Source organism: Pseudomonas sp. Irchel s3f19, assembly GCF_900187555.1.
Lineage (GTDB): Bacteria > Pseudomonadota > Gammaproteobacteria > Pseudomonadales > Pseudomonadaceae > Aquipseudomonas > Aquipseudomonas capeferrum.
Genome location: NZ_FYDW01000011.1, coordinates 120,305 through 138,657, shown reverse-complemented (window position 1 = coordinate 138,657; position 18,353 = coordinate 120,305). Strand labels below are relative to the sequence as shown.

The window sequence follows — 18,353 nt, the reverse complement described above, 5'->3', positions numbered from 1 at the left end:
GACAGCGTCGGGCTAGTAGGCCTGCTTGCCGGTAAAGGCATTGAGCGTGCGGACCAAAATGACAAAGTCGAGCCACAACGACCAATTGTTGATGTACTCGATGTCCGAGTCGACCCGCTGGATCATCTGCTCAATGTCTTTGGTTTCACCCCGGAAGCCCCTGACCTGCGCCAGGCCGGTCATGCCGGGTTTGATATTGTGCCGCGCAAAGTAGTCGACAATGTCTTGCGAATACAGCGTATCGTGCTGAAGTGCATGGGGGCGCGGCCCCACCAACGACATTTCGCCGGTCAATACATTGAACAACTGCGGCAACTCGTCCAGGCTGGTCTTGCGAATAAAGGCGCCCACCCGGGTGAGCCTTGGGTCATTCTTCTGAGCCTGTTTGACAACGCCATTTTCCGGTTGATGAACATGCATGCTACGGAACTTCCAGATGCGGAAGGATTCCCCCGTCCAGCCCATCCGTTCTTGCCTGAAGAAGACCGGGCCGCGACTGTCGATCTTGATCGCGATAGCCACCGCCAGCAGCACCGGTGAGGCACACAGTAAAATCAATGCGGCCAGCACCCGGTCTTCGAGGTTCTTCAGAAACAAACTCATGCCGGTCAAGGGTGTTTCCGACAAGGTCAATACCGGAATACCGGCAATTTCCCGCACACTGTGGTTAATCAAGCGCAACGAGAAGATATCCGGCACCCAGTTGACCGCAATGCACTTGTCGAGCAACTTCAAATAGACATCGTTAATCACTTCGGAGCCACCCAGCGGGGTGACCAGGTACACCGTGCGAATGGCGTGCTTGGCGACAATCTCGTCAAGGTCGGTGACATGCCCGAGTACCGGCAGGCGCTGCTTTGCGTCGGCACTGCCCTGCTCAGCCGAATCATTGATCAGCACGCAACCCAGCACCCGTTCACCGAACCAGGGGTTGTTGCTGATCTTCTGGTGCAGGAAGTTGGCAAGGTCACCCGCTCCGATAATAAGCGCGTTGTCCAGGCGGGCGTGGGCGGTAAAGCGTTTTTGCAATTCACGCACCACCACATGTAAAAACAGCTGGGCAAAATAACCAAAGACAAACAACTGCACCACCAACAACCGCGAGTACGTCTCGCTTTGTTTGGTAAGAAATGCCATGACCACCAGAAAACAAAAGGTTGCCGACCACGCCTTGAACAACCTGAACGCCTTGATCGACAAGCCGACGTTGGTTCGATAAATTGCATAATGGTCGTAAATAACAGCCAGCGCACCAATTAACAACAGCAGCATGATCACATAGTCAGAGGTAATGTGACCGAATTGATCATAGATCAAGTACCAGGCAACACCGGTTACTGCAATTCCATCTAGACCCGCTTGAATGGCGTTACTTACGCTGCTTCTTCGCTGAAGTAAGGAACGACTGCTTCTGGGTTCGAGAACCATTTCAGACCTCATTAATTTGAGCGTAGCAAGTGCCTGGCAGCTTACTCAATCAATCCATAACAGCCTTTGAAGTAGAATCCTGTATTCTGAATAGTCTTCGCCGCCCCCCAAGGCCGCTTGTTATCACTGTAGCAGTCGCTCGCCCACCCGGCGGGCGGAATCCGCCCTGCCATGGATTTTGGCCATTTCAGACGGCTCGCCTGGCCGAATCGTCAGATACGCCTGGGCGTGTTACGGGCATCGAGCGTCTTCGCCTTGGTGCAGAACAGGGTTCGGATAAGGAACGCCGGGTTACCCACCACGTAACGCATGAACAGGCGTTTAGGCTCCTTCACCAAACGGAAGATCCACTCCCCGCCCAACCGGCGAAGCCAGGCCGGGGCCCGGCTGACCTTGCCGCCAAGAAAGTCCAGAATCGCCCCACCGCAGACGATCAGGCACGGCCCGCCACTGGCAACCAGCCATTGGGCAAGCGCTTCCTGCTTGGGCATCCCCATGCCCAGCACGATCAGTTCCGGCTGCGTTGCCCGGGCAAGTTCAAGGTAAGTGGCCACATCGGCAAAACCATCGTGGACCGACACCGGCACCAGACCGAAGCGGGCCTCGCAGCACTGCACCGCTTGGCCCAGAAACGGCTCTCGGGTACCCCAGAACGCAACTCGGCGCCCCTTGAACGCCGCCATCAGCTTGGGAATGAGGTCTGTACCATTCATGTTCAGCCCAGGGTCCAGCCCCAGGCGGCGATACAGGATGGCCATGCCGGCCCCATCACGCAGCAGCACATCGGCAGAACACAGCGCCTTGCAGTAATCCGCATTACCCGCCACCAGGTTCATGCCATGGGCATTGACGAAACCCAGTACCGTCGGCGCCTCGGGCCGGCACAGTGCCTCAAGCAGGTGTTGCGCTTGCGCAGGGTCACTGACTACCTGCAGTTTGCCGATAATCGTTTTCCAGCGGCTTTGCCATTCGCTCATCAGCTGTCATCCCGTTTCGAGCGCACCCATTCAACCTGGCGTTTGATCAAGAAACCCAGATACAAAGGGATCTTTCTCGCGGCGTAGAAAGGGGCGTAAAGCAACACCGAAAACGGGATCAGTTCCCGAGAGAAACGCCACCACGCCAGCAGCACCGCCACACCCAGCATTGCCAAGGCCGCCGTGGCGATCCACGCCGGTGCGGTGATACCGAACAGCAGCGCGGCCAGCCAGCACACGCCTACCACCACTATCAAGGCCAGTACCAGCAACGCCAACGGCGGGACCATCAGGTCCAGGGCCATGGCCAGCAGCGGCCAATTGCGCCGCGCGAGCGCGCCCACCAGCAAGCTAGGCACTTCGGCCACGATCACCCCCAGGTGGCCATGCTCCCAGCGGGTGCGCTGGCTGCTCAAGCCTTCCTGGCTGAGCGGGAACTGGCTGGTGACCTGCGCGAGAGGGCAAAACAGCGGTGGCTTGCCGCCCCGGCACAAATCCAGGCCCAGCTTCAAGTCTTCGACGAGGTGCCCATTGGCCAAATCGACCGCTGCCAGGTCCTGCCAGGAGAATGCCATGCCCGCCCCCATCAGCTGACAAGGCCAGCCCAGGCGTGCCCACCCTCGCGGGCGCACCAGGTTCTTCACCCGCCAGGCAAATTCGGCAATCTGCACTTTCAGGCCCGCGCCGGCGGGCGCATGCATCAGGTAGAGCGCCTGCACAGGCCGCGCAGCTTCAAGGCAGCGGCGTGCCAGCAGGTCAATGGCGCCCTCACCCACCTGGCAGTCGGCGTCGACGATGATCACCACCTCTGGCGGGTCCTGCGCCAGATGCCGCACACCGAAGTCCAGTGCATAGCCCTTGCCACGCAGTTGATCGTTGTGCCGCTCCATCACTTCAGCGCCCGCCCTGCGCGCCAATTGCGCGGTGTCGTCACTGCAATTGTCCGCCACCACCAGCAAACGGTCATGCGCCAGCATTTGCGGGCCGACGCTTGCCAGCGTCGACGCGATGATCGACGCCTCGTTGTGCGCAGGCACCAGCACCGCCACGCGCGGGCGCCTGGCACCGGCCGCGGGCGGTGATCGTGCAGGCAGGCAAGCCAGCAGCACCTGCGCGAACAACACCATCGATGGCAGCAGGATGGCAACCGCCACCAGGCCTATTAGCCACGCCAATAGGCTGATCATGCGCAGGCCTTGAAGTAGCTGGCCAACTTGGCGGCCTCGGTATCGATATCGTGGCGTTGCAGCACCCGCTCATACGCCGCCTCGCCCATGCGCTGCAACACATCGGCGGGTTGCGCCAGGCAATCGGCCATTGCCGCAACCAGCTCCTCCACCGTGCCCGCTGGGAACAACCAGCCATTCTCGCCCTGGCGAACCAGCTCGGGGATGCCCGCCACATAAGTCGTCAACACCGGCCGGCGCAACGCCATGGCCTCCATGATGACCACCGGCAAGCCCTCGGCGAAGCTGGGCAACACCAAGGCACGGGCCGCCAGAATTTCGTCCCGCACCTGGGCGCCGCTGATCCAGCCGGTTATCCGCACCTGTGCCTGCAAGCCATGGCGGGCGACCAGGGCTTCGATCTGCCCGCGCATCTCGCCATCCCCTGCCAATACCAGCTCGAATGCAACGCCTTGGGCGGCCAACAGGCGGGCCGCCTCGATCAGCAACAGCTGGCCCTTCTGTTCGCACAGGCGCCCCACGCACACCAGGCGTGGCGCCGAAGGTGCTGCAACAGCGGCGACGGCATGAAACTCGCGCTCCAGGCCACAATGCACCACCTTCACTTTCCCCCAGTGCTCATGGGCCACCCAGCGGAACAACTGGCTGCGCCCGTAAGAACTGACCGCCGCGACAAACGCTGCGCGGCGCACCTTTTCGCCCACGTGCAGAAATTGCGGTTTATCGAATTCTTCCGGGCCGTGCACGGTAAAGCTGTAGCCAGGCCCGCCGAGTGCATGGGCCAGCATCACCACCTCGGTGGAGTTGGTGCCAAAGTGCGCGTGCACGTGCTTGGCGCCAAAGGCCTGCAACCAGAGCAAGACCTTGCACGCCTCTGCCAGGTACACCAGGTGATAAGGCCAGGCCCGGTCTGCGCGCTGGCCCATGCGCAAGGCCAGCCACAGGGTGGCGAAGAAGCGCCGGGGCTCGGCGCGCAGTACCTGCAGCGTCGGTGCCAACAACCCCTTGACGCCGTCCTGCAGCACGTAGCGGGTCTTGTCCCGCTCGGCAATGTCCTCGGCGTCCTGCAGTTCGGCGTCCCAGCCCCGCAGGGCAATGCGCTGGATCTCCATGCCCTGGCGCTCCAGCGCCAGCATTTCGCGTCGAATGAAGCTATGGCTGACCTTCGGGTACTGGTTGATGAAGTAAGCAATGCGCATAGGAATCCAATTCAATGCCTGCGTAATGAACCCTGCCAACGGCAACCCGTTACTTCAGGCTGTCGATCGCCGGCGGCGGCCCCCCTGCCGATGCACGTTCAAGCACATCCCCCTTCATCCCTTGTAGCCCATGGTTGCGCTCGCTGCCTGACAATGCAGCTTCAACGCGGGCGAAAACGTCATCCAGCAAGGCATGACGCCGGCGGTACATCGCCCGCTTCTTGGGCGCGATGTCGTCTGCAGCCCGCTTGGCCGCGGCCAAAGGCAGACTGAAAAAGTCCTCGCGCTCCGACGCTGTGGCGCCGTTTTCCTGCCAGATGACGTCGTAATGGGCGGCCAGGTCTTGCGTCTTGTCGGCGCCAAAATAGGGATGACGATGGTGGCGGTACGCATCGCCGACGGCGTAGATGCGCACTACCCCCAGCGCCCTGGCCATGCACTTGAAGGCTTCCAGCAGAAAACTTCTGGGGCGCAGGCCTTCGAAGTCCTTGGTCAGGTCCCTGTAGATGTTCAACGACGTTTCGCTGTCGATGCCTTTGTGAATGCCCTGGACGGCGCCAATGAACAGGCACAACGCACCGTGCTGACGGCACAGGGTGAACGCCAGTGACGCCACGCGCAGATCGCCCTGGAACAGGTTGAGCACCAGTTCACCTTCACGCTTGAACCAGATGGGCCGGTCCAGCAGCAGCGCGCCCCCCTTCGAATAGGCTGACAGGTCACACAAGGTCAGGCTGTCGTCCCGGCCCAGCAGCAACAATTTCGGAAACTGCCTGGCCACCTCTTCGAAGTGCGACGCCACCACCCCCAGGCGCTCCTGCGCCTGCCAATTCTTGCTGATGTAGGGCCACTGCACGACGCCGATGCAATCCACCCCAAGCCTTGCGAAGCGGTCATCACCCAGCGCAGCCGACATGCGCTGCATGAACGCCTTCAGTGCGGGCCACTGCCTGGCGATCTCTACCGTCAGCTTGGCTTTGTTGTTCAAGGCCCGCAGCGAGTAGCCGGGTTGCAGGGTGAGCACACTTTTCACTATCGATCTGGCAATCATAGGGCTCTCATTTGTACTCGATCAACGCGGCCTTGCCGGCAGCGAACCGGTTCAACAGGAACTTTACCTGCCCAAGCATTTCAGGGAATTTGCCAAGCACTAGGAACACCGCCTGCAACCAGTTCTCGCGCCTCGACTTGCCACCGCGACGCGCCAGGCGCGCGGCCTGCAGCGGGTAGATCAGCAACAGCAGCAGCGCCCAGCCACCCAGCAGGCCACTGGCAAGCACTGTCGCCAGCGGGATACCCAAGCCCCACAGCCAGGCGCGGCGAGACTCGCGCAACCAATGATGCTCTGGCGCGCCCCCATGCAAGAAAGCACCTTCGGCATAGGCATGGCCGGCCCGCAAACTGCGTCGCCACCACTGTCTGAAATGGGTCATGGCCGCATCGTGCAAGGTCATTTCAGCGGCCAGCCGCCAGATCTTCCAACCCTTGGCGCGCAAGCGCACGCACAACTCTGGCTCTTCGCCGGCAATCAGGTCCGGGCGGAACCCGCCCACTTGGGTGAACGCGTCGACACGCATCAATGCATCGCCACCACAGGCCTTGGCTTCACCGATGGGCGTGTCCCATTCCAGGTCGCACAGCCAGTTGTAAATCGAGCGCTGGGGGAACCGTTCGCGCCGACGCCCGCACACCACCGCCACCTCAGGGTGCGCCTGCAGAAATGCCTGGGCGCTGGCCAACCAGCCTGGATCCACCTCGCAATCACCGTCGACAAACTGCACGTAGCGCATCGATGGCAACAGCCGTTGCAGGCAAGCGAAGCCCTCGTTACGCGCCCGGGCTGCGGTGAACGGGCGGGCCATGTCGAGCGCCAGCACGTGCACGCCCAAAGCCTGCGCCATGGCCACGGAGCCGTCGCTAGAACCTGAGTCGACGTACACCACCTGGTCCGCACCGTGCGCCAACGAGCGCAGGCAGCGCTCCAGGCGCAGCCCCTCATTGCGGCCGATCACCACCACGCCGATACCTGTCTCCATGGGCCTCACTCGACCGGGCACGCCACAGCTTCAGTTGGTTTTCGACGCTTGACGGTCGCGGGTACACCGACCGCCAGTGAGTCGTCGGGCACATCGATCAGCACCACGGCATTGGAGCCAATGGTCACGTTGTTGCCGATGCGGATATTGCCCAGCACCTTGGCCCCTGCGCCGATATCGACGTTGTTGCCAAACACCGGCGCAATCGGCTCGTTGACGTTCTTCAGGCCCACCACCACACCGTTGCGAATACGGCAGTCATCGCCGAACCGGGCGTAGCCACTGATGACGATGCCGCCAAAATGGTCGATGACGAAGTTGCGGCCGATCACCACCTCGCAGGGCAATTCCACCCCGGTGATGATCTGCACGAACTTGAACAGGATCTTGTAGAGGATGGAGAACAGTTTGCGCAGCAGGGCCGGGCGCACACCATAGCGCCAGCGCCCAAAGCGATACACCAGCAGCACCCAGAACCCCTGGGCGCCCCAATCACCACCGTGTGCACGCAAGTCCGCGCGGATATTCTCGAACATGGCTTCACCTACCGTGTGGGTTGGGTTGCGAACCGGGTCTTGAACAACAGCGACCAGGTGGTCTGGCAATGCCGCCAGCAGGCCCGTATCGCAGCGCGGCCCCTTCCCTTCAACAGCGCCTTGAGCGCCAGCACCAGGTCCCCTATGCACACCAGCAGCATGTGCAGTGCCAGCCCGGCAACACCGTGGTGTTTGCGAAAGTACAGCAGCTCGCTCTCGATCTGGTAACTGGAGATCTGCCGGCTGGCCGCCTCCAGTTCGCTGACTGACTTGGAGCTTTCGCCGCCGATGTGCACCACCGTGGTATGGGGATAGAACACCACCTTCCAGCCCGCCTCCTTGACCCGCTTGCAGTGGTCAACTTCCTCGTAGTACAGAAAGTAGCGCGGGTCGAACAGGCCGACCTGGTCCAGCACTTCTCGACGGACCAGGTAGAAGCAACCGGGCAGCCAGTCGCACTCCCGTACCGAGCCATGGTCCCAGCTCATCTCGTCGACCATTTTCAAGCCGGGGAAAAAGCGCCCCAGCCCGGTGCGGCCGACAAACACGTTCAGGGGGGTTGGGAAGTAGCGGCAACTGGGTTGCAGGTCACCCTCGCGACCTTCCAGGCGCACGCCTAGCACACCGCACTCAGGGTGGTTGTCCATGTACTCGATGGTTTTGGCCAGGGAGTCGGCCGCCACGAAGGCATCGGTGTTGAGCAGCAGCGCGTACTTGCCCTGCAGGTGCGCAAGCAACTGGTTGTTGGCACGGCCAAAACCGACGTTCTTCTTGTTGCTCAGCAACAGCGCCTCGGGGCACACCTTGGCCATGCGCTCTACAGAGTCATCGACCGAGGCATTGTCGACAACCAGGTAACTGGCGAGTTTTTCGCTATCGGCCTGGCGCAGCGCATCGAACATGGGCTGTAGCAAGGACGCGGTATTGAAGTTGACCACCATGACATCGACGGGTTTTCTATCCATTGCTACCGTCCCCGAAGAAGTACTGCCGCCGTTGCGCAGCAAGGGCTGGCTCGACCGCCGGGTCGAATGCACCTTTGCGCTGTTTGACCATTTCGATCCAGGGGTAGCTTTCGCAGCGATCCTCGACCCTTTTGATCAGGGCCTCGGTGGTGCAGATGAACTTGGCCGGGTTGCCGCCGACCACGGTGCCGGGCAGCACGTCCTTGGTGACCACCGCACCGGCAGCCACGATCGAGTCGGGCCCGATGGTCACGCGGGGCATGACGATTGCGCCATGGCCGATGAAGCAATTGTCCTTGATGTCGATGTAGCCGACGGAATCGAGGTGTTTGCCGTAGCAGAGTTCGATCAGCGCGACCACGCCATCGTGCCCGATCAGGGTGCAATCCGAGAGCCCGACGTTATTGCCAATGCGCACCAGCGCAGGGTCAGTGACGTTGCACCCAGGGTTGATGTGGAAGTTGTTGCCTACCGAATGAAACTTGCCCCAACGGGCCAGGTAGTTGCCCCACTCCCGTCCTGTAGGGTTACAGAACTTTTTGTATGTCGAGCCTCCACGCCCTGTGGAATTGACATAATACGTCAGTGCACTCCGTAGCCATCCATTCATTCTGCAAGCCTCGCAATCAAAGCGAATCTGGACTGTCCCTGAGGCGAATTCGGTCTCGTTCTTCTTGGTGCTGACCGCATCGCACTCAACCCGTTTACAACGTGCGTTACACCGTGGCACCCGTAGCCGATTTCAATTTTTCATTGAGGTGGTCCGCCAGCCGCACGGCAAATTGCAACAACGGCATGGTCGGGTTGGAAGCGCCGCCCTTGGCGAAGATACTGCTTCCCGCAATGTAGAGGTTCTGGGTGCCGAAGACTTTGCAGTCGGCATCGACCACACCGAACTCGGGGGACGCGGCCATGCGCGTGGTGCCCATATGGTGGGCATGCGGCGCCATCTTCAGCGGCACCGACGTGTCATACACGAAGTCATTGAGCTTGACGTAGCCAAGGTCCATGTCGGCGAACTGCTTGGCCAGTTCAGTACCAATGCACTTAATGGTGTGCCGGTCGGTGTCGCTCAACGCCCAATTGACGTTGACCTTGGCCACCCCCAGTTCATCCTTTTCATCCAGCAGCGATATGCGGCTTTGCCGGTTGGGGAACTGCTCGATCATCGTGCCGATCACGCCGTCGCCGGGGCAGCTGAACTTGGCGAAAAATTCGATTTTGCTGGCAACGCCCATGTCACAGGCGAGGTTCTCCAGAAAGTGTTTGACCTCGGCCGTGCGGCCATAGGTCTGTACATCCGAGAGCAATGCGGCAGTCACATTGCCTTTACCTGCCTGGTACTCCGCGACAAAGGCATCGGTGGTGTAGTACTGGCGCATCTCCTTGTCCTGGTCCGACTTCAGGATGAAGGTCCCCATGTCGATATTCAGGTGTTCCATGAAGCAACACCCGGTCAGCCCTTGCTTGTCGACGATACCGGCGGCCAGCAGGGTTTCACTGTTGAGCAATTGCCGGGCATTTTCGATGGCGCCGGTCGCCAGGATGAAGTGCCTGGCCTGCACGCGCTGCCGATGGCGGTCGTAGTCAGACACCACGGCGGCCATCACCTGGCCTGAGGCTTTGTCGAACTCAAGATCGACGCAGTTGCAATTGATGAACACATCCAGCCCCGCAGTCTCATTCAGCGCTGTTGCGTACTTCTGTGCAAAGCGCGTCGGCGGGCTGAGCAGGAAGCGGTCAGGCTCGAACTCGCCGCCACTAAGGCCGGTGTTCATCGCATGAAATGCCGCGCCTGACGGCAGGTCGACGATCTCCATGGCCGCCGCCAGATAACCCTCGATTTCCGAATACGGGATGGGCCAGCCGGGCAAGTCACCGGGCGGTGCAATGGCGAAATCCGAAGGGGTAAAAGGCCGGCAGCGCCCCGCCCAGTGATTGGACGTGCCGCCCAGATAACGCAGGCGTGTTTCCTCGGCGTACAACTCAAGGCCAGTCGACGTGCACTGGTACAGCCCTTGCGAATGCGGCGAATACTCGTGCCCGCCCCCTTCGGCCAGCATCACGTTCCACCCGGCAGCCGCCAACCGCAGCGCCAGGGTAATGCCTGCGGGGCCAGCCCCGATGATGCAAAAATCGTAGCCGTCACGCAGCGTTTTCTGCTGCTGATAGTCCTTGATCATGCTTGCTCGTTCCGGAAGTACTGCGAGGGCAACACCCAGCCATTGATTACCACGTAGCCGGTTTTTTCGACGGGTTTGCGTGCAACGTCTGCGCCCCCGCCAAACACGGCGCCGCCAACGCCCAGCAAGACACAGCTCTGAAGAAAGCCCCTACGACCCAAAAGCGCAGTACACAACGTAAGCTTCCCCATGATCCCGACCTATCTCGATGAAGTGTTCAAAAGTCAGTCACTCAACCGCCCCGACGTTGAAACATCGCTCGCCAGACGGCGGCGTTACAGCCAGTTGAACAAACGGGTCGCCAGCAGGCCGCAGAGCGCGCCCACCGCCAGCATCGGCAAGACCACCAGCTCGCGCTTGATGCTGAAGATATCAAGCTTGCAGTTGACGTAGACAATCAGCAGCAGCGTCGGGAAGGTATGCAGGGCAACCCCCCAGATTGCATAGTTCACCCCACCAATGGCCAGCAGCAGTGGCAACAACGCCCATAACGAGACTAGCCGGATGATGTTGTCCATGGCCTGGTACTTGGTCAGGCCCAGGGCAATCCATGTCTGGTGTGCCAAGGTATAGCGCAATGTGAAGAAGGACAGCGACAGAATGGCAAGGATCGTACCTGCCTCGGTGTAACGCGCGTCATACATCCAGCCGATCAGCAACGGGCTGGCGGTCAGGAACACCCCGCAGGCAAACAGCATGGCCAGGTCGACCAGCAACCTGAAACGGTAGTACAGGGCCTTCAGGCGCTCTTTGTCACCTTCCCGGGCGGCTTCGCTGAAGGCCGGCAGCGCCACCGAACCCACCAGTTTCAGCAACCCGGTCTGCACAGACCCGAGGATCAGCACGGCAATGGAATACACACCCAGTTGCCCCGCCGTCATGCTGGCGCCAAACCAGATGCGGTCGCCGTACATGGCCAACACCCCCACCATCGACGACAGCAGGATCCAGCGGCCAAACACGATCAGCTCGGTCAGTGCACTACGGTCCCAGCGCAAGTGGTTGTTCGGCCCTTGCAGGGCCGTGTGGCCCAGTACAGTACCCGCCAGGGCACTGACCAGGCCCGCGACCACCAGTGACCAGATCGACCGCGTGAAGTAGCCGATCACCAGCATGGCGATCAAACCGACCACTTGCGAGGCAAGGTCTACCAGCACCACGCGCTTTTGTTGGAAAGTTCGTACAGCGACATCTATCTTGGTGGATTGGAAGCCCCAGATGATTGCCGAAAGGCCAGTCACCGCCAATACCATCGGCAGCTCCGGCGCCGCATAGGTGGAGTCCGCCGGCCACAGGTTGGCAAGCTGCGCGAACCAGGACGCGGCCGCCAGCAGCAAGGTCAGGGCAAACAGCACGAAACCGCGGATGATCTGTACGGTCCAGGCGGTATTGAGAAATTCTGGGTCGTCACCCCGGTGGCTCTGGATGATGTTCTGGCGCAAGCCGACATCGGAGAGCAAGTGCAAAAGCACCGAAACCGTGGTGGCAATGACCATCACACCGAACATTTCCGGCAATAGCAAACGGGCCATGATCAGGTTGCCGCCCAGGCGCATGACCTGTGACGCCACCAGCGATACCAGGTTCCATGACCCGGCCTTCAGTGCGCGGTTGCGCAGGCTCGCTGAGGCTGACACATCAATCGACGGCATGACTTCAATCTCTGACTGATTCGCTAAAAGTCACTATAGTTTCAATTAGCCATGATGCTAGCCGTTGCTTACCGAGGGATAGGTGCCTTAGCCAATGCCTGAACATTTTCGTGCACTTGTCGTCATTCTGTTTCTGGCAGGCGTCGTTTTCGTCATGGCGCGCCGCCCGGCGACAGATCTCATCCCCTACAGCGACTTCAAGCGCCGACGCAACCTATGGTTCGTCCTGACGCTGGTGGCCTTTGCCTCCCATAGTTTCTGGGTGTACGTGGCTGCGGCCGCGATCATCATGTATATCGCAGGGCGGCGCGAACGCAATGCCATGGCGCTGTTTTTCATGTTGCTGTTCCTGATTCCACCTGCGTCGGTGCAGATACCCGGGTTCGGCGTGGTCAACTACCTGGTCGACCTCAACCATGTTCGCCTGCTGACGCTGTGCGTGTTGCTCCCTGCGGCGCTGGCCTTGAGCAGGCAAAGCGACACCCTGCGCTTCGGCCGCACCTGGCCGGACAAGCTGCTGGCGGCAAGCCTGGTGTTGATGAGTGTGCTGTACCTGCGTGAAACCACCCTCACCGACACCTTGCGCCAGGCACTGTACCTGTACATCGATGTGTTCCTGCCGTACTACGTCGCCAGCCGTGGGCTCAAGGAAATCAGTGACTTCAAGGATGCCATGCTGGCGTTCGTACTGGCCTCCTTCGTCCTGGCATTGATCGGCGTCGCCGAGTTCGTCCGCCACTGGCTGCTGTACAACGCCCTGATCGATGCCATGGGCGTGCAATGGAGCATGTCCGGCTACCTGAGCCGCGGTGGCTCGCTGCGCGCCAGCGCCACCACCGGCCAGGCGATTGCGCTGGGTTACGTAATGAGCGTGGCCATCGGCCTGTACCTGTTCGTCCAGGGTTACGTCCGCAGCCAGCTGCAGCGGGTACTCGGCGCGCTGCTGCTGGCCGCCGGGCTTTTCGCACCCTTGTCCCGCGGCCCCTGGATCGGCGCCGTGGTCATCGTGGTGGTGTTCATTGCCCTGGGCAAAGGCGCGGTCAAGCGCCTGACCGTGCTCGCCCTCGCCGGCGTGCTGGCGATGCCGCTGCTGACGGTGCTGCCCGGGGGCGACAAGGTGCTGGACCTGTTGCCCTTCATCGGCAATATCGAGAAAGAGAACATTACCTACCGGGAACGGTTGATCGACAACGCCTGGATCGTCATCCAGCGCAACCCGCTGTTCGGCTCGTTCGACTTCCGTAACACCCCGGAAATGCAATCGATGATTCAGGGTGAAGGCATCATCGACATCGTCAACACCTACGTCAGCCTGGCGCTGCGGGTCGGGCTGGTCGGGCTCGCGCTGTTCGTGGCGTTCTTCGTCACCGTGCTGCTGGGCATCCGCAAGGCCATGCGCGCATTCCCCGACAAGGATGACGAGCAACGGCAACTGGGCCGGGCCTTGCTGGCGACCCTGGTGGGCATTCTGGTGATCATTTTCACCGTCAGCAGCATCACCATCATCCCCACGGTGTACTGGTCGATCGCCGGGCTTGGGGTGGCCTACATACAAAGGGTGCGCAGGCTCCGTGCCAGCCAGGCCAGCGCCCTTGCCGATGCACGACTTCAACCCAGGTGATGCCAATGACCGCTTTTTCCATGCACCGCTTCGTGCGGGCTTCGCTGCTCGCTGGCCTGGCCGTGGTGTCGCAGGCTGGCTGGGCATCAGGCTGGCTCGTCAGCGTCGAAGAACAGAACGGCCTGCCCACCGTGACCCGCGGTGGCGGCCCCGTGATGAAAGCAAAGTTCGACTTCTGGGCGGCTGACTGGAGTTGGACCGGCTTTTATACCGCCTTCAAGGTCAATGCGCCCTACCGCTACACCCTGCAAGGCAAGAATAAGGAGCTGGACTTCGACCTGGCAGCGGATATCCGCAAGGAGCAGGCGCAAACCCTGACCTGGGCGTTCGACCTGACCGCACACAGCAGGCAGAGCGACGTGATGGGCGGCGGCATCGTGTTCCAGTTCGACCCTGCCGTGGTCGCCGGGGAAATGGGCGAGCCGGTGCTGCTACCCGGCAACCGCGGCTGGTCCTGGGGCAAGGATGCGCAAGGCAGGCGCATCGAGATGCGCTTCGAGCCTGCTCTGGCGAAGGTGTACTTCGAACAGGGCAACACCTCCGAAATTCGCGCGTTTTTCTACAAAGACCCCATCAGCGCTGGCCAGCAGCAGATCAAGGCCACATTGAACGTGACCGGCGATATCGAGCTTGGTCCCACCCCAACCGAACGCTTTGGCCTGGCCGACCCCACACAATGGCCCGACGACCAGCTCGACTGGCAAACCTCGCCGGTCGACCTGTCCTTTCTCAATGCGCCAGAGAAACCGGCAGGCAAGCGCGGTTTTGTCAAAGCCTCTGGCGAGCAACTGGTGTTCGAGGACAACACGCCCGTACGCTTCTGGGGCACCAACCTGTCCGCATACTCGCTGTTCAAGACGCCGGACGAGGAAATCACCAAACAGGCCAAGCGCCTGTCGGCACTGGGCTTCAACCTCGTGCGGCTGCACCACCATGACTCGCCGTGGGTCAGCCCGAACGTGTTTGGCGACGGCACCCTGATTCGCGATACCCAGCAACTCAATGCCGAATCACTGCGCAAGATTGACCTGTGGGTCAAAAGCCTCAAGGACGAAGGCATCTACGTATGGCTCGACATGCACGTGCAGCGCGCCCTCACTGCCAATGACAATATCTATGCCTTCGACGAACTGGCCAAGGGCGAGAGCCGGGTCGACCTCAAGGGCTATGCCTATGTGAACCTAAGCATTCAACAGGCGATGAAGCGCTTTGCCGAGCAGTACATGACCCATGTGAACCCTTACACCGGGCTTGCCTACAAGGACGACCCGGCAATTGCCGCGGTATTGATCACCAACGAGAACGACATCACCCAGCACTACGGCAACGCCCTGATGCCGGACAAGCGCGTGCCCAAGCACAGCCAGCTCTACATGGAGGAAGCCAAAGCCTTCGCCAAGCGCCATGACCTGTCGGCAGACCGCACCTGGCGTGCCTGGGAGCATGGCCCGTCGAAACTGTTCCTGAACGACCTGGAACGGCGCTTCGATGTCGACATGATCGCGCACCTGCACAGCCTGGGGGTCAAGGTACCCATTGCCACCACCAGCACCTGGGGTGGCAACGGCCTGAGCGCGCTGCCGGCGCTTACCGCTGGCGATGTGATCGACGCACACAGCTACGGCGCCATCGGCCAGCTCGAAAAGAACCCGCTGACCAGCGACGGGATGATCAACTGGATAGCCGCAGCCCAGGTGGTCGGTTTGCCCCTGACGGTCACCGAGTGGAACGCCGAACCCTTCCCGCTGCCCGACCGCCATTCACTGCCCCTGTATGTGGCAGGCACCGCCAGCCACCAGGGCTGGGACGCCATGATGCAATACGCCTACAGCCAACAGGCCTTCAACAGCGGCTGGCGCACGGCAGACAATTGGCACGCCTACAACGACCCAGCGATGCTGGCCACCCTGCCCGCCGCCGCCCTGCTCTATCGCCGCGCCGATGTACGCCAAGCCACCACCCGCTACGTTTTCGCGCCAACACCGGCCACCTTGTTCGACCAGGACATCACCCCGCGCAACGCGCTGGCCCTGCGTACCGCCATGGAAAAAGGCAGGCTGCAGATTGCCATGCCTCAGACGCCGGAGTTGCCGTGGCTGAAACCCAGCGCCATCCCTGCCGACGCACAGGTGCTACACGACCCTGGGCAGTCGCTGCTGGACGCCGATGCCAGCGAGTCGGTGACTGATACCGGGGAGCTCAAGCGCAACTGGCAACAAGGCCTCTACACCATCGACACGCCCCTCACCCAGGCCGCGACGGGCTGGCTTGGCGGGCGAACGGTCAACCTGGGGCAAATCGCGGTACAGGCAAAAACACCGTATGCCAGCGTCGTCGTGCAAAGCCTTGATGCGAAACCGCTCGGTCAATCGCGCAGCCTGCTGATCTCTCTGGGCACCCGGGCCGTGCCCAAGGCCGATGACAAGACGCCGTTCAATGTCGAGCCCTTCGAAGGCACGTTGTCGATCAAGGCTGCAGCTGGCTTGAAACTCTTCGCGCGCGACGCCCAGGCACAGCTGAAGGAACTGCCAGCGGCCTACCAGGACGGGCGATACAGCATCACCTTCGATGGCCAGTACATGTCCAACTGGCTGTTCTTGAAATAGGGCATTTGGCCATCTACAGTCTCTGAAGACCTGTAGCTGATACTCCCGCCGGTTCGATTCAGGGACGACTCACTGCGTCGGTACAACAGCAGCGTCCAGGAGGCACGGATGAAGTTACTGGTTGTCGGTGGCGCGGGGTATATCGGCTCGCACATGGTCAAGCACTTGCTGGCCGCAGGCCATGAAGTGGTGGTGGCGGACCTGGTGTCGCCTGGCCCTGGGGTGCAATGGGCCGAACTGGACATTGCCAATGAGCCCGCGCTGGATGCCCTGTTCGCCGAGTGCCCGTTCGATGCGGTGTTCCACTTCGCTTCGTTCATTCAGGTGGGTGAGTCTGTCAGCGCCCCTGGCAAGTACTATCAGAACAACGTAGCGGCTACCCTGACATTGCTGCAGGCCATGGTGAATGCGGGTATCAAGCGCTTGGTGTTCTCCTCCAGCGCTGCCGTGTACGGCAACCCCCACTACGTGCCCATCGACGAAGCGCATGGCAAGGCACCGATCAACCCTTACGGCCTCAGCAAATGGATGGTCGAGCAGATCCTTGAGGATTTCGACCGCGCCTACGGGCTGAAGTCGGTTTGCCTGCGTTACTTCAACGCTGCGGGGGCTGACCCTGACGGCCAGTTGGGCGAACGCCATGAGCCGGAAACCCACCTGATACCGCTGATTCTCCAGGCAGCCTCCGGCCGACGTGATGCGGTGACGGTGTTTGGTCGTGACTACGACACTGCAGATGGCACCTGCATCCGTGACTATGTCCATGTCGCCGACCTGGCATCGGCGCACGCGCTGGCGGTGGACTACCTGATGGCAGGCGGCGCCAGCACGGCATTCAACCTAGGTAATGGGTTGGGCTTTTCAGTGCAACAGGTGATCGATACCGCCCGTGCAGTCACAGGCCGGCAGATCCCTACGCTCGATGCGCCACGCCGCGCCGGCGACCCGCCCAGGTTGGTGGCGGATGCCAGCAAGGCAATGCAGGTGCTGGGATGGCAGCCTGCGTATGCGTCGCTTGAACGGATTGTGGCGCATGCCTGGCAGTGGGAGTTGCAGTACCCCTGGCATTGAGAGCTGCCTGCTCAATTCCCTGGGGCTGCTTCGCGGCCCGTTCGCGACGCAAGGCCGCTCCTACAGACCGCAGGGTCTCAGTAGTACGTGCGGGGTTTTTCATCCGCCTTGTTCAACACGGTGCCAATCAGATTGACCCCCGCCAGATGGTGCAGACATTCCTCGATCTCCTGCTTGCTGTTCATGCCGTTGGCCACCACCAGCAGCACGCAGTCGAACTTGGGCATCACCGTGATCGCATCGTCAGAGCTCAACAGCGGCGGCAGGTCGAAGATGCAGATCCGCGACTCATAGCGGTTGCGCAAATCACCGATCAGGTTGCTCACCCGGGGTGAGGACAGCACTTCGGTAGACAGCGGAATAGGCACCCGTGTCGGCAGTACCACAAAGCGGGGCAACGTCGGGTTGACCAACACTTCTTCCAGCCCGGCTTCGTCAGCCAACAATTCGTTGAGCGCCTTGTCCATCGGCAAGCCCAGGCTGCTGCCGACCTTGGGCCGACGCAAATCGAAGTCCACCAGCAGCGCCGTCTTGGTCGTGTGGTGGGCAATGCTCATGGCCAGGTTGATGGCCAGGACTGTCTTGCCTGCTTCAGGCGTTGGCGAGGTGATGGCCAAGGTACGCCAGCCGTTTTCCTCCATGGCCTTCAACACCTGCGTGCGCAACAGGTCAATGGGCCCACTCATGTTCGAGTTCTTGTTGTAAGCGACGATGCGATGACGCTCAAGGTGCTCCGCACGCAACGGCACCACCTTGGTCTGCACATAATCGAACTGCCCAGGCACCTCGGGTTGCTCCGCCCCGTGGGCGGTTTGCGGTGTCTGAGTGGCCCCTGGAGAAACTTGATGAATATTATTGCCAACTACCGGCTTGATCCTGTCCATCACTGCTT

At 61.1% G+C, this 18,353-nt stretch carries 15 protein-coding genes; 3 read left to right on the top strand and 12 right to left on the bottom strand.

Annotated features, from left to right (window positions below):
* Positions 1-12: 12 nt before the first annotated feature.
* The 11 genes from CKW22_RS21700 to CKW22_RS21645 form a co-directional block, all read right to left on the bottom strand.
* Positions 13-1,428 (bottom strand): undecaprenyl-phosphate glucose phosphotransferase, encoded by a 1,416-nt coding sequence (locus CKW22_RS21700; protein ID WP_033697665.1) that lies wholly within the window; start codon positions 1,426-1,428, stop codon positions 13-15.
* A gap of 212 nt (positions 1,429-1,640) precedes the next feature.
* On the bottom strand, positions 1,641-2,405 hold the full coding sequence (locus CKW22_RS21695) for a WecB/TagA/CpsF family glycosyltransferase (protein WP_033697664.1): 765 nt from the start codon (positions 2,403-2,405) through the stop codon (positions 1,641-1,643).
* The gene (locus CKW22_RS21690; protein WP_033697663.1) at positions 2,405-3,592 is read right to left on the bottom strand and encodes a glycosyltransferase family 2 protein; all 1,188 of its coding nucleotides are present in this window, start codon (positions 3,590-3,592) and stop codon (positions 2,405-2,407) included. The genes CKW22_RS21695 and CKW22_RS21690 overlap by 1 nt, the downstream gene beginning before the upstream one ends.
* Positions 3,589-4,791 carry a glycosyltransferase family 4 protein gene (locus tag CKW22_RS21685; RefSeq protein WP_095065069.1) on the bottom strand — a complete coding sequence of 401 codons (1,203 nt, stop codon included), beginning with the start codon at positions 4,789-4,791 and terminating at the stop codon, positions 3,589-3,591. The genes CKW22_RS21690 and CKW22_RS21685 overlap by 4 nt, the downstream gene beginning before the upstream one ends.
* A gap of 49 nt (positions 4,792-4,840) precedes the next feature.
* Positions 4,841-5,842, bottom strand: coding sequence for a DUF535 family protein (locus tag CKW22_RS21680; RefSeq protein ID WP_095065068.1), 1,002 nt, complete (start codon positions 5,840-5,842; stop codon positions 4,841-4,843).
* Positions 5,843-5,849: 7 nt separating this feature from the next.
* Entirely contained in the window at positions 5,850-6,827 is a 978-nt protein-coding gene (locus CKW22_RS21675) for a glycosyltransferase family 2 protein (RefSeq protein ID WP_033697660.1), read from the bottom strand.
* Between the two features lie 5 nt (positions 6,828-6,832).
* Positions 6,833-7,363, bottom strand: coding sequence for a serine O-acetyltransferase (locus tag CKW22_RS21670; RefSeq protein WP_033697659.1), 531 nt, complete (start codon positions 7,361-7,363; stop codon positions 6,833-6,835).
* Positions 7,364-7,371: 8 nt separating this feature from the next.
* Entirely contained in the window at positions 7,372-8,328 is a 957-nt protein-coding gene (locus CKW22_RS21665; protein ID WP_033697658.1) for a glycosyltransferase family 2 protein, read from the bottom strand.
* Positions 8,321-8,938: an acyltransferase gene (locus CKW22_RS21660; protein WP_033697657.1), complete on the bottom strand. Its 618-nt coding sequence runs from the start codon at positions 8,936-8,938 to the stop codon at positions 8,321-8,323. Before CKW22_RS21660 ends, CKW22_RS21665 begins: the two co-directional genes overlap by 8 nt.
* Positions 8,939-9,044: 106 nt before the next feature.
* The gene (locus CKW22_RS21655; RefSeq protein WP_033697655.1) at positions 9,045-10,511 is read right to left on the bottom strand and encodes an FAD-dependent oxidoreductase; all 1,467 of its coding nucleotides are present in this window, start codon (positions 10,509-10,511) and stop codon (positions 9,045-9,047) included.
* Between the two features lie 275 nt (positions 10,512-10,786).
* Positions 10,787-12,163: an oligosaccharide flippase family protein gene (locus tag CKW22_RS21645; protein WP_095065066.1), complete on the bottom strand. Its 1,377-nt coding sequence runs from the start codon at positions 12,161-12,163 to the stop codon at positions 10,787-10,789.
* A gap of 94 nt (positions 12,164-12,257) precedes the next feature.
* Between CKW22_RS21645 and CKW22_RS21640 the strand changes: the two genes are divergently transcribed.
* From CKW22_RS21640 to galE, 3 genes are all read left to right on the top strand, one after another.
* Entirely contained in the window at positions 12,258-13,784 is a 1,527-nt protein-coding gene (locus CKW22_RS21640; RefSeq protein WP_095065064.1) for an O-antigen ligase, read from the top strand.
* A 5-nt stretch (positions 13,785-13,789) separates the two neighbouring features.
* A complete protein-coding gene (locus tag CKW22_RS21635; RefSeq protein ID WP_033697646.1) occupies positions 13,790-16,390 on the top strand; it encodes a cellulase family glycosylhydrolase in 2,601 nt (866 codons plus the stop codon).
* 108 nt (positions 16,391-16,498) lie between these two features.
* Positions 16,499-17,461, top strand: a complete 963-nt coding sequence (gene galE / locus CKW22_RS21630) for a UDP-glucose 4-epimerase GalE (protein ID WP_033697644.1) — start codon at positions 16,499-16,501, stop codon at positions 17,459-17,461.
* Between the two features lie 77 nt (positions 17,462-17,538).
* On the opposite strand, the gene CKW22_RS21625 is transcribed toward galE, so the two are convergent.
* Positions 17,539-18,345 carry a CpsD/CapB family tyrosine-protein kinase gene (locus CKW22_RS21625; protein ID WP_033697643.1) on the bottom strand — a complete coding sequence of 269 codons (807 nt, stop codon included), beginning with the start codon at positions 18,343-18,345 and terminating at the stop codon, positions 17,539-17,541.
* Between the last annotated feature and the right edge of the window lie 8 nt (positions 18,346-18,353).

Coding starts and splice junctions, on each gene's coding strand:
- CKW22_RS21680 (WP_095065068.1), bottom strand. CDS start 5,842: ATGATTGCCAGATCGATAGTGAAAAGTGTGCTCACCCTGCAACCCGGC.
- CKW22_RS21625 (WP_033697643.1), bottom strand. CDS start 18,345: ATGGACAGGATCAAGCCGGTAGTTGGCAATAATATTCATCAAGTTTCT.
- CKW22_RS21695 (WP_033697664.1), bottom strand. CDS start 2,405: ATGAGCGAATGGCAAAGCCGCTGGAAAACGATTATCGGCAAACTGCAG.
- CKW22_RS21655 (WP_033697655.1), bottom strand. CDS start 10,511: ATGATCAAGGACTATCAGCAGCAGAAAACGCTGCGTGACGGCTACGAT.
- CKW22_RS21690 (WP_033697663.1), bottom strand. CDS start 3,592: ATGATCAGCCTATTGGCGTGGCTAATAGGCCTGGTGGCGGTTGCCATC.
- CKW22_RS21660 (WP_033697657.1), bottom strand. CDS start 8,938: ATGAATGGATGGCTACGGAGTGCACTGACGTATTATGTCAATTCCACA.
- CKW22_RS21665 (WP_033697658.1), bottom strand. CDS start 8,328: ATGGATAGAAAACCCGTCGATGTCATGGTGGTCAACTTCAATACCGCG.
- galE (WP_033697644.1), top strand. CDS start 16,499: ATGAAGTTACTGGTTGTCGGTGGCGCGGGGTATATCGGCTCGCACATG.
- CKW22_RS21635 (WP_033697646.1), top strand. CDS start 13,790: ATGACCGCTTTTTCCATGCACCGCTTCGTGCGGGCTTCGCTGCTCGCT.
- CKW22_RS21685 (WP_095065069.1), bottom strand. CDS start 4,791: ATGCGCATTGCTTACTTCATCAACCAGTACCCGAAGGTCAGCCATAGC.
- CKW22_RS21640 (WP_095065064.1), top strand. CDS start 12,258: ATGCCTGAACATTTTCGTGCACTTGTCGTCATTCTGTTTCTGGCAGGC.
- CKW22_RS21675 (WP_033697660.1), bottom strand. CDS start 6,827: ATGGAGACAGGTATCGGCGTGGTGGTGATCGGCCGCAATGAGGGGCTG.
- CKW22_RS21645 (WP_095065066.1), bottom strand. CDS start 12,163: ATGCCGTCGATTGATGTGTCAGCCTCAGCGAGCCTGCGCAACCGCGCA.
- CKW22_RS21700 (WP_033697665.1), bottom strand. CDS start 1,428: ATGGTTCTCGAACCCAGAAGCAGTCGTTCCTTACTTCAGCGAAGAAGC.
- CKW22_RS21670 (WP_033697659.1), bottom strand. CDS start 7,363: ATGTTCGAGAATATCCGCGCGGACTTGCGTGCACACGGTGGTGATTGG.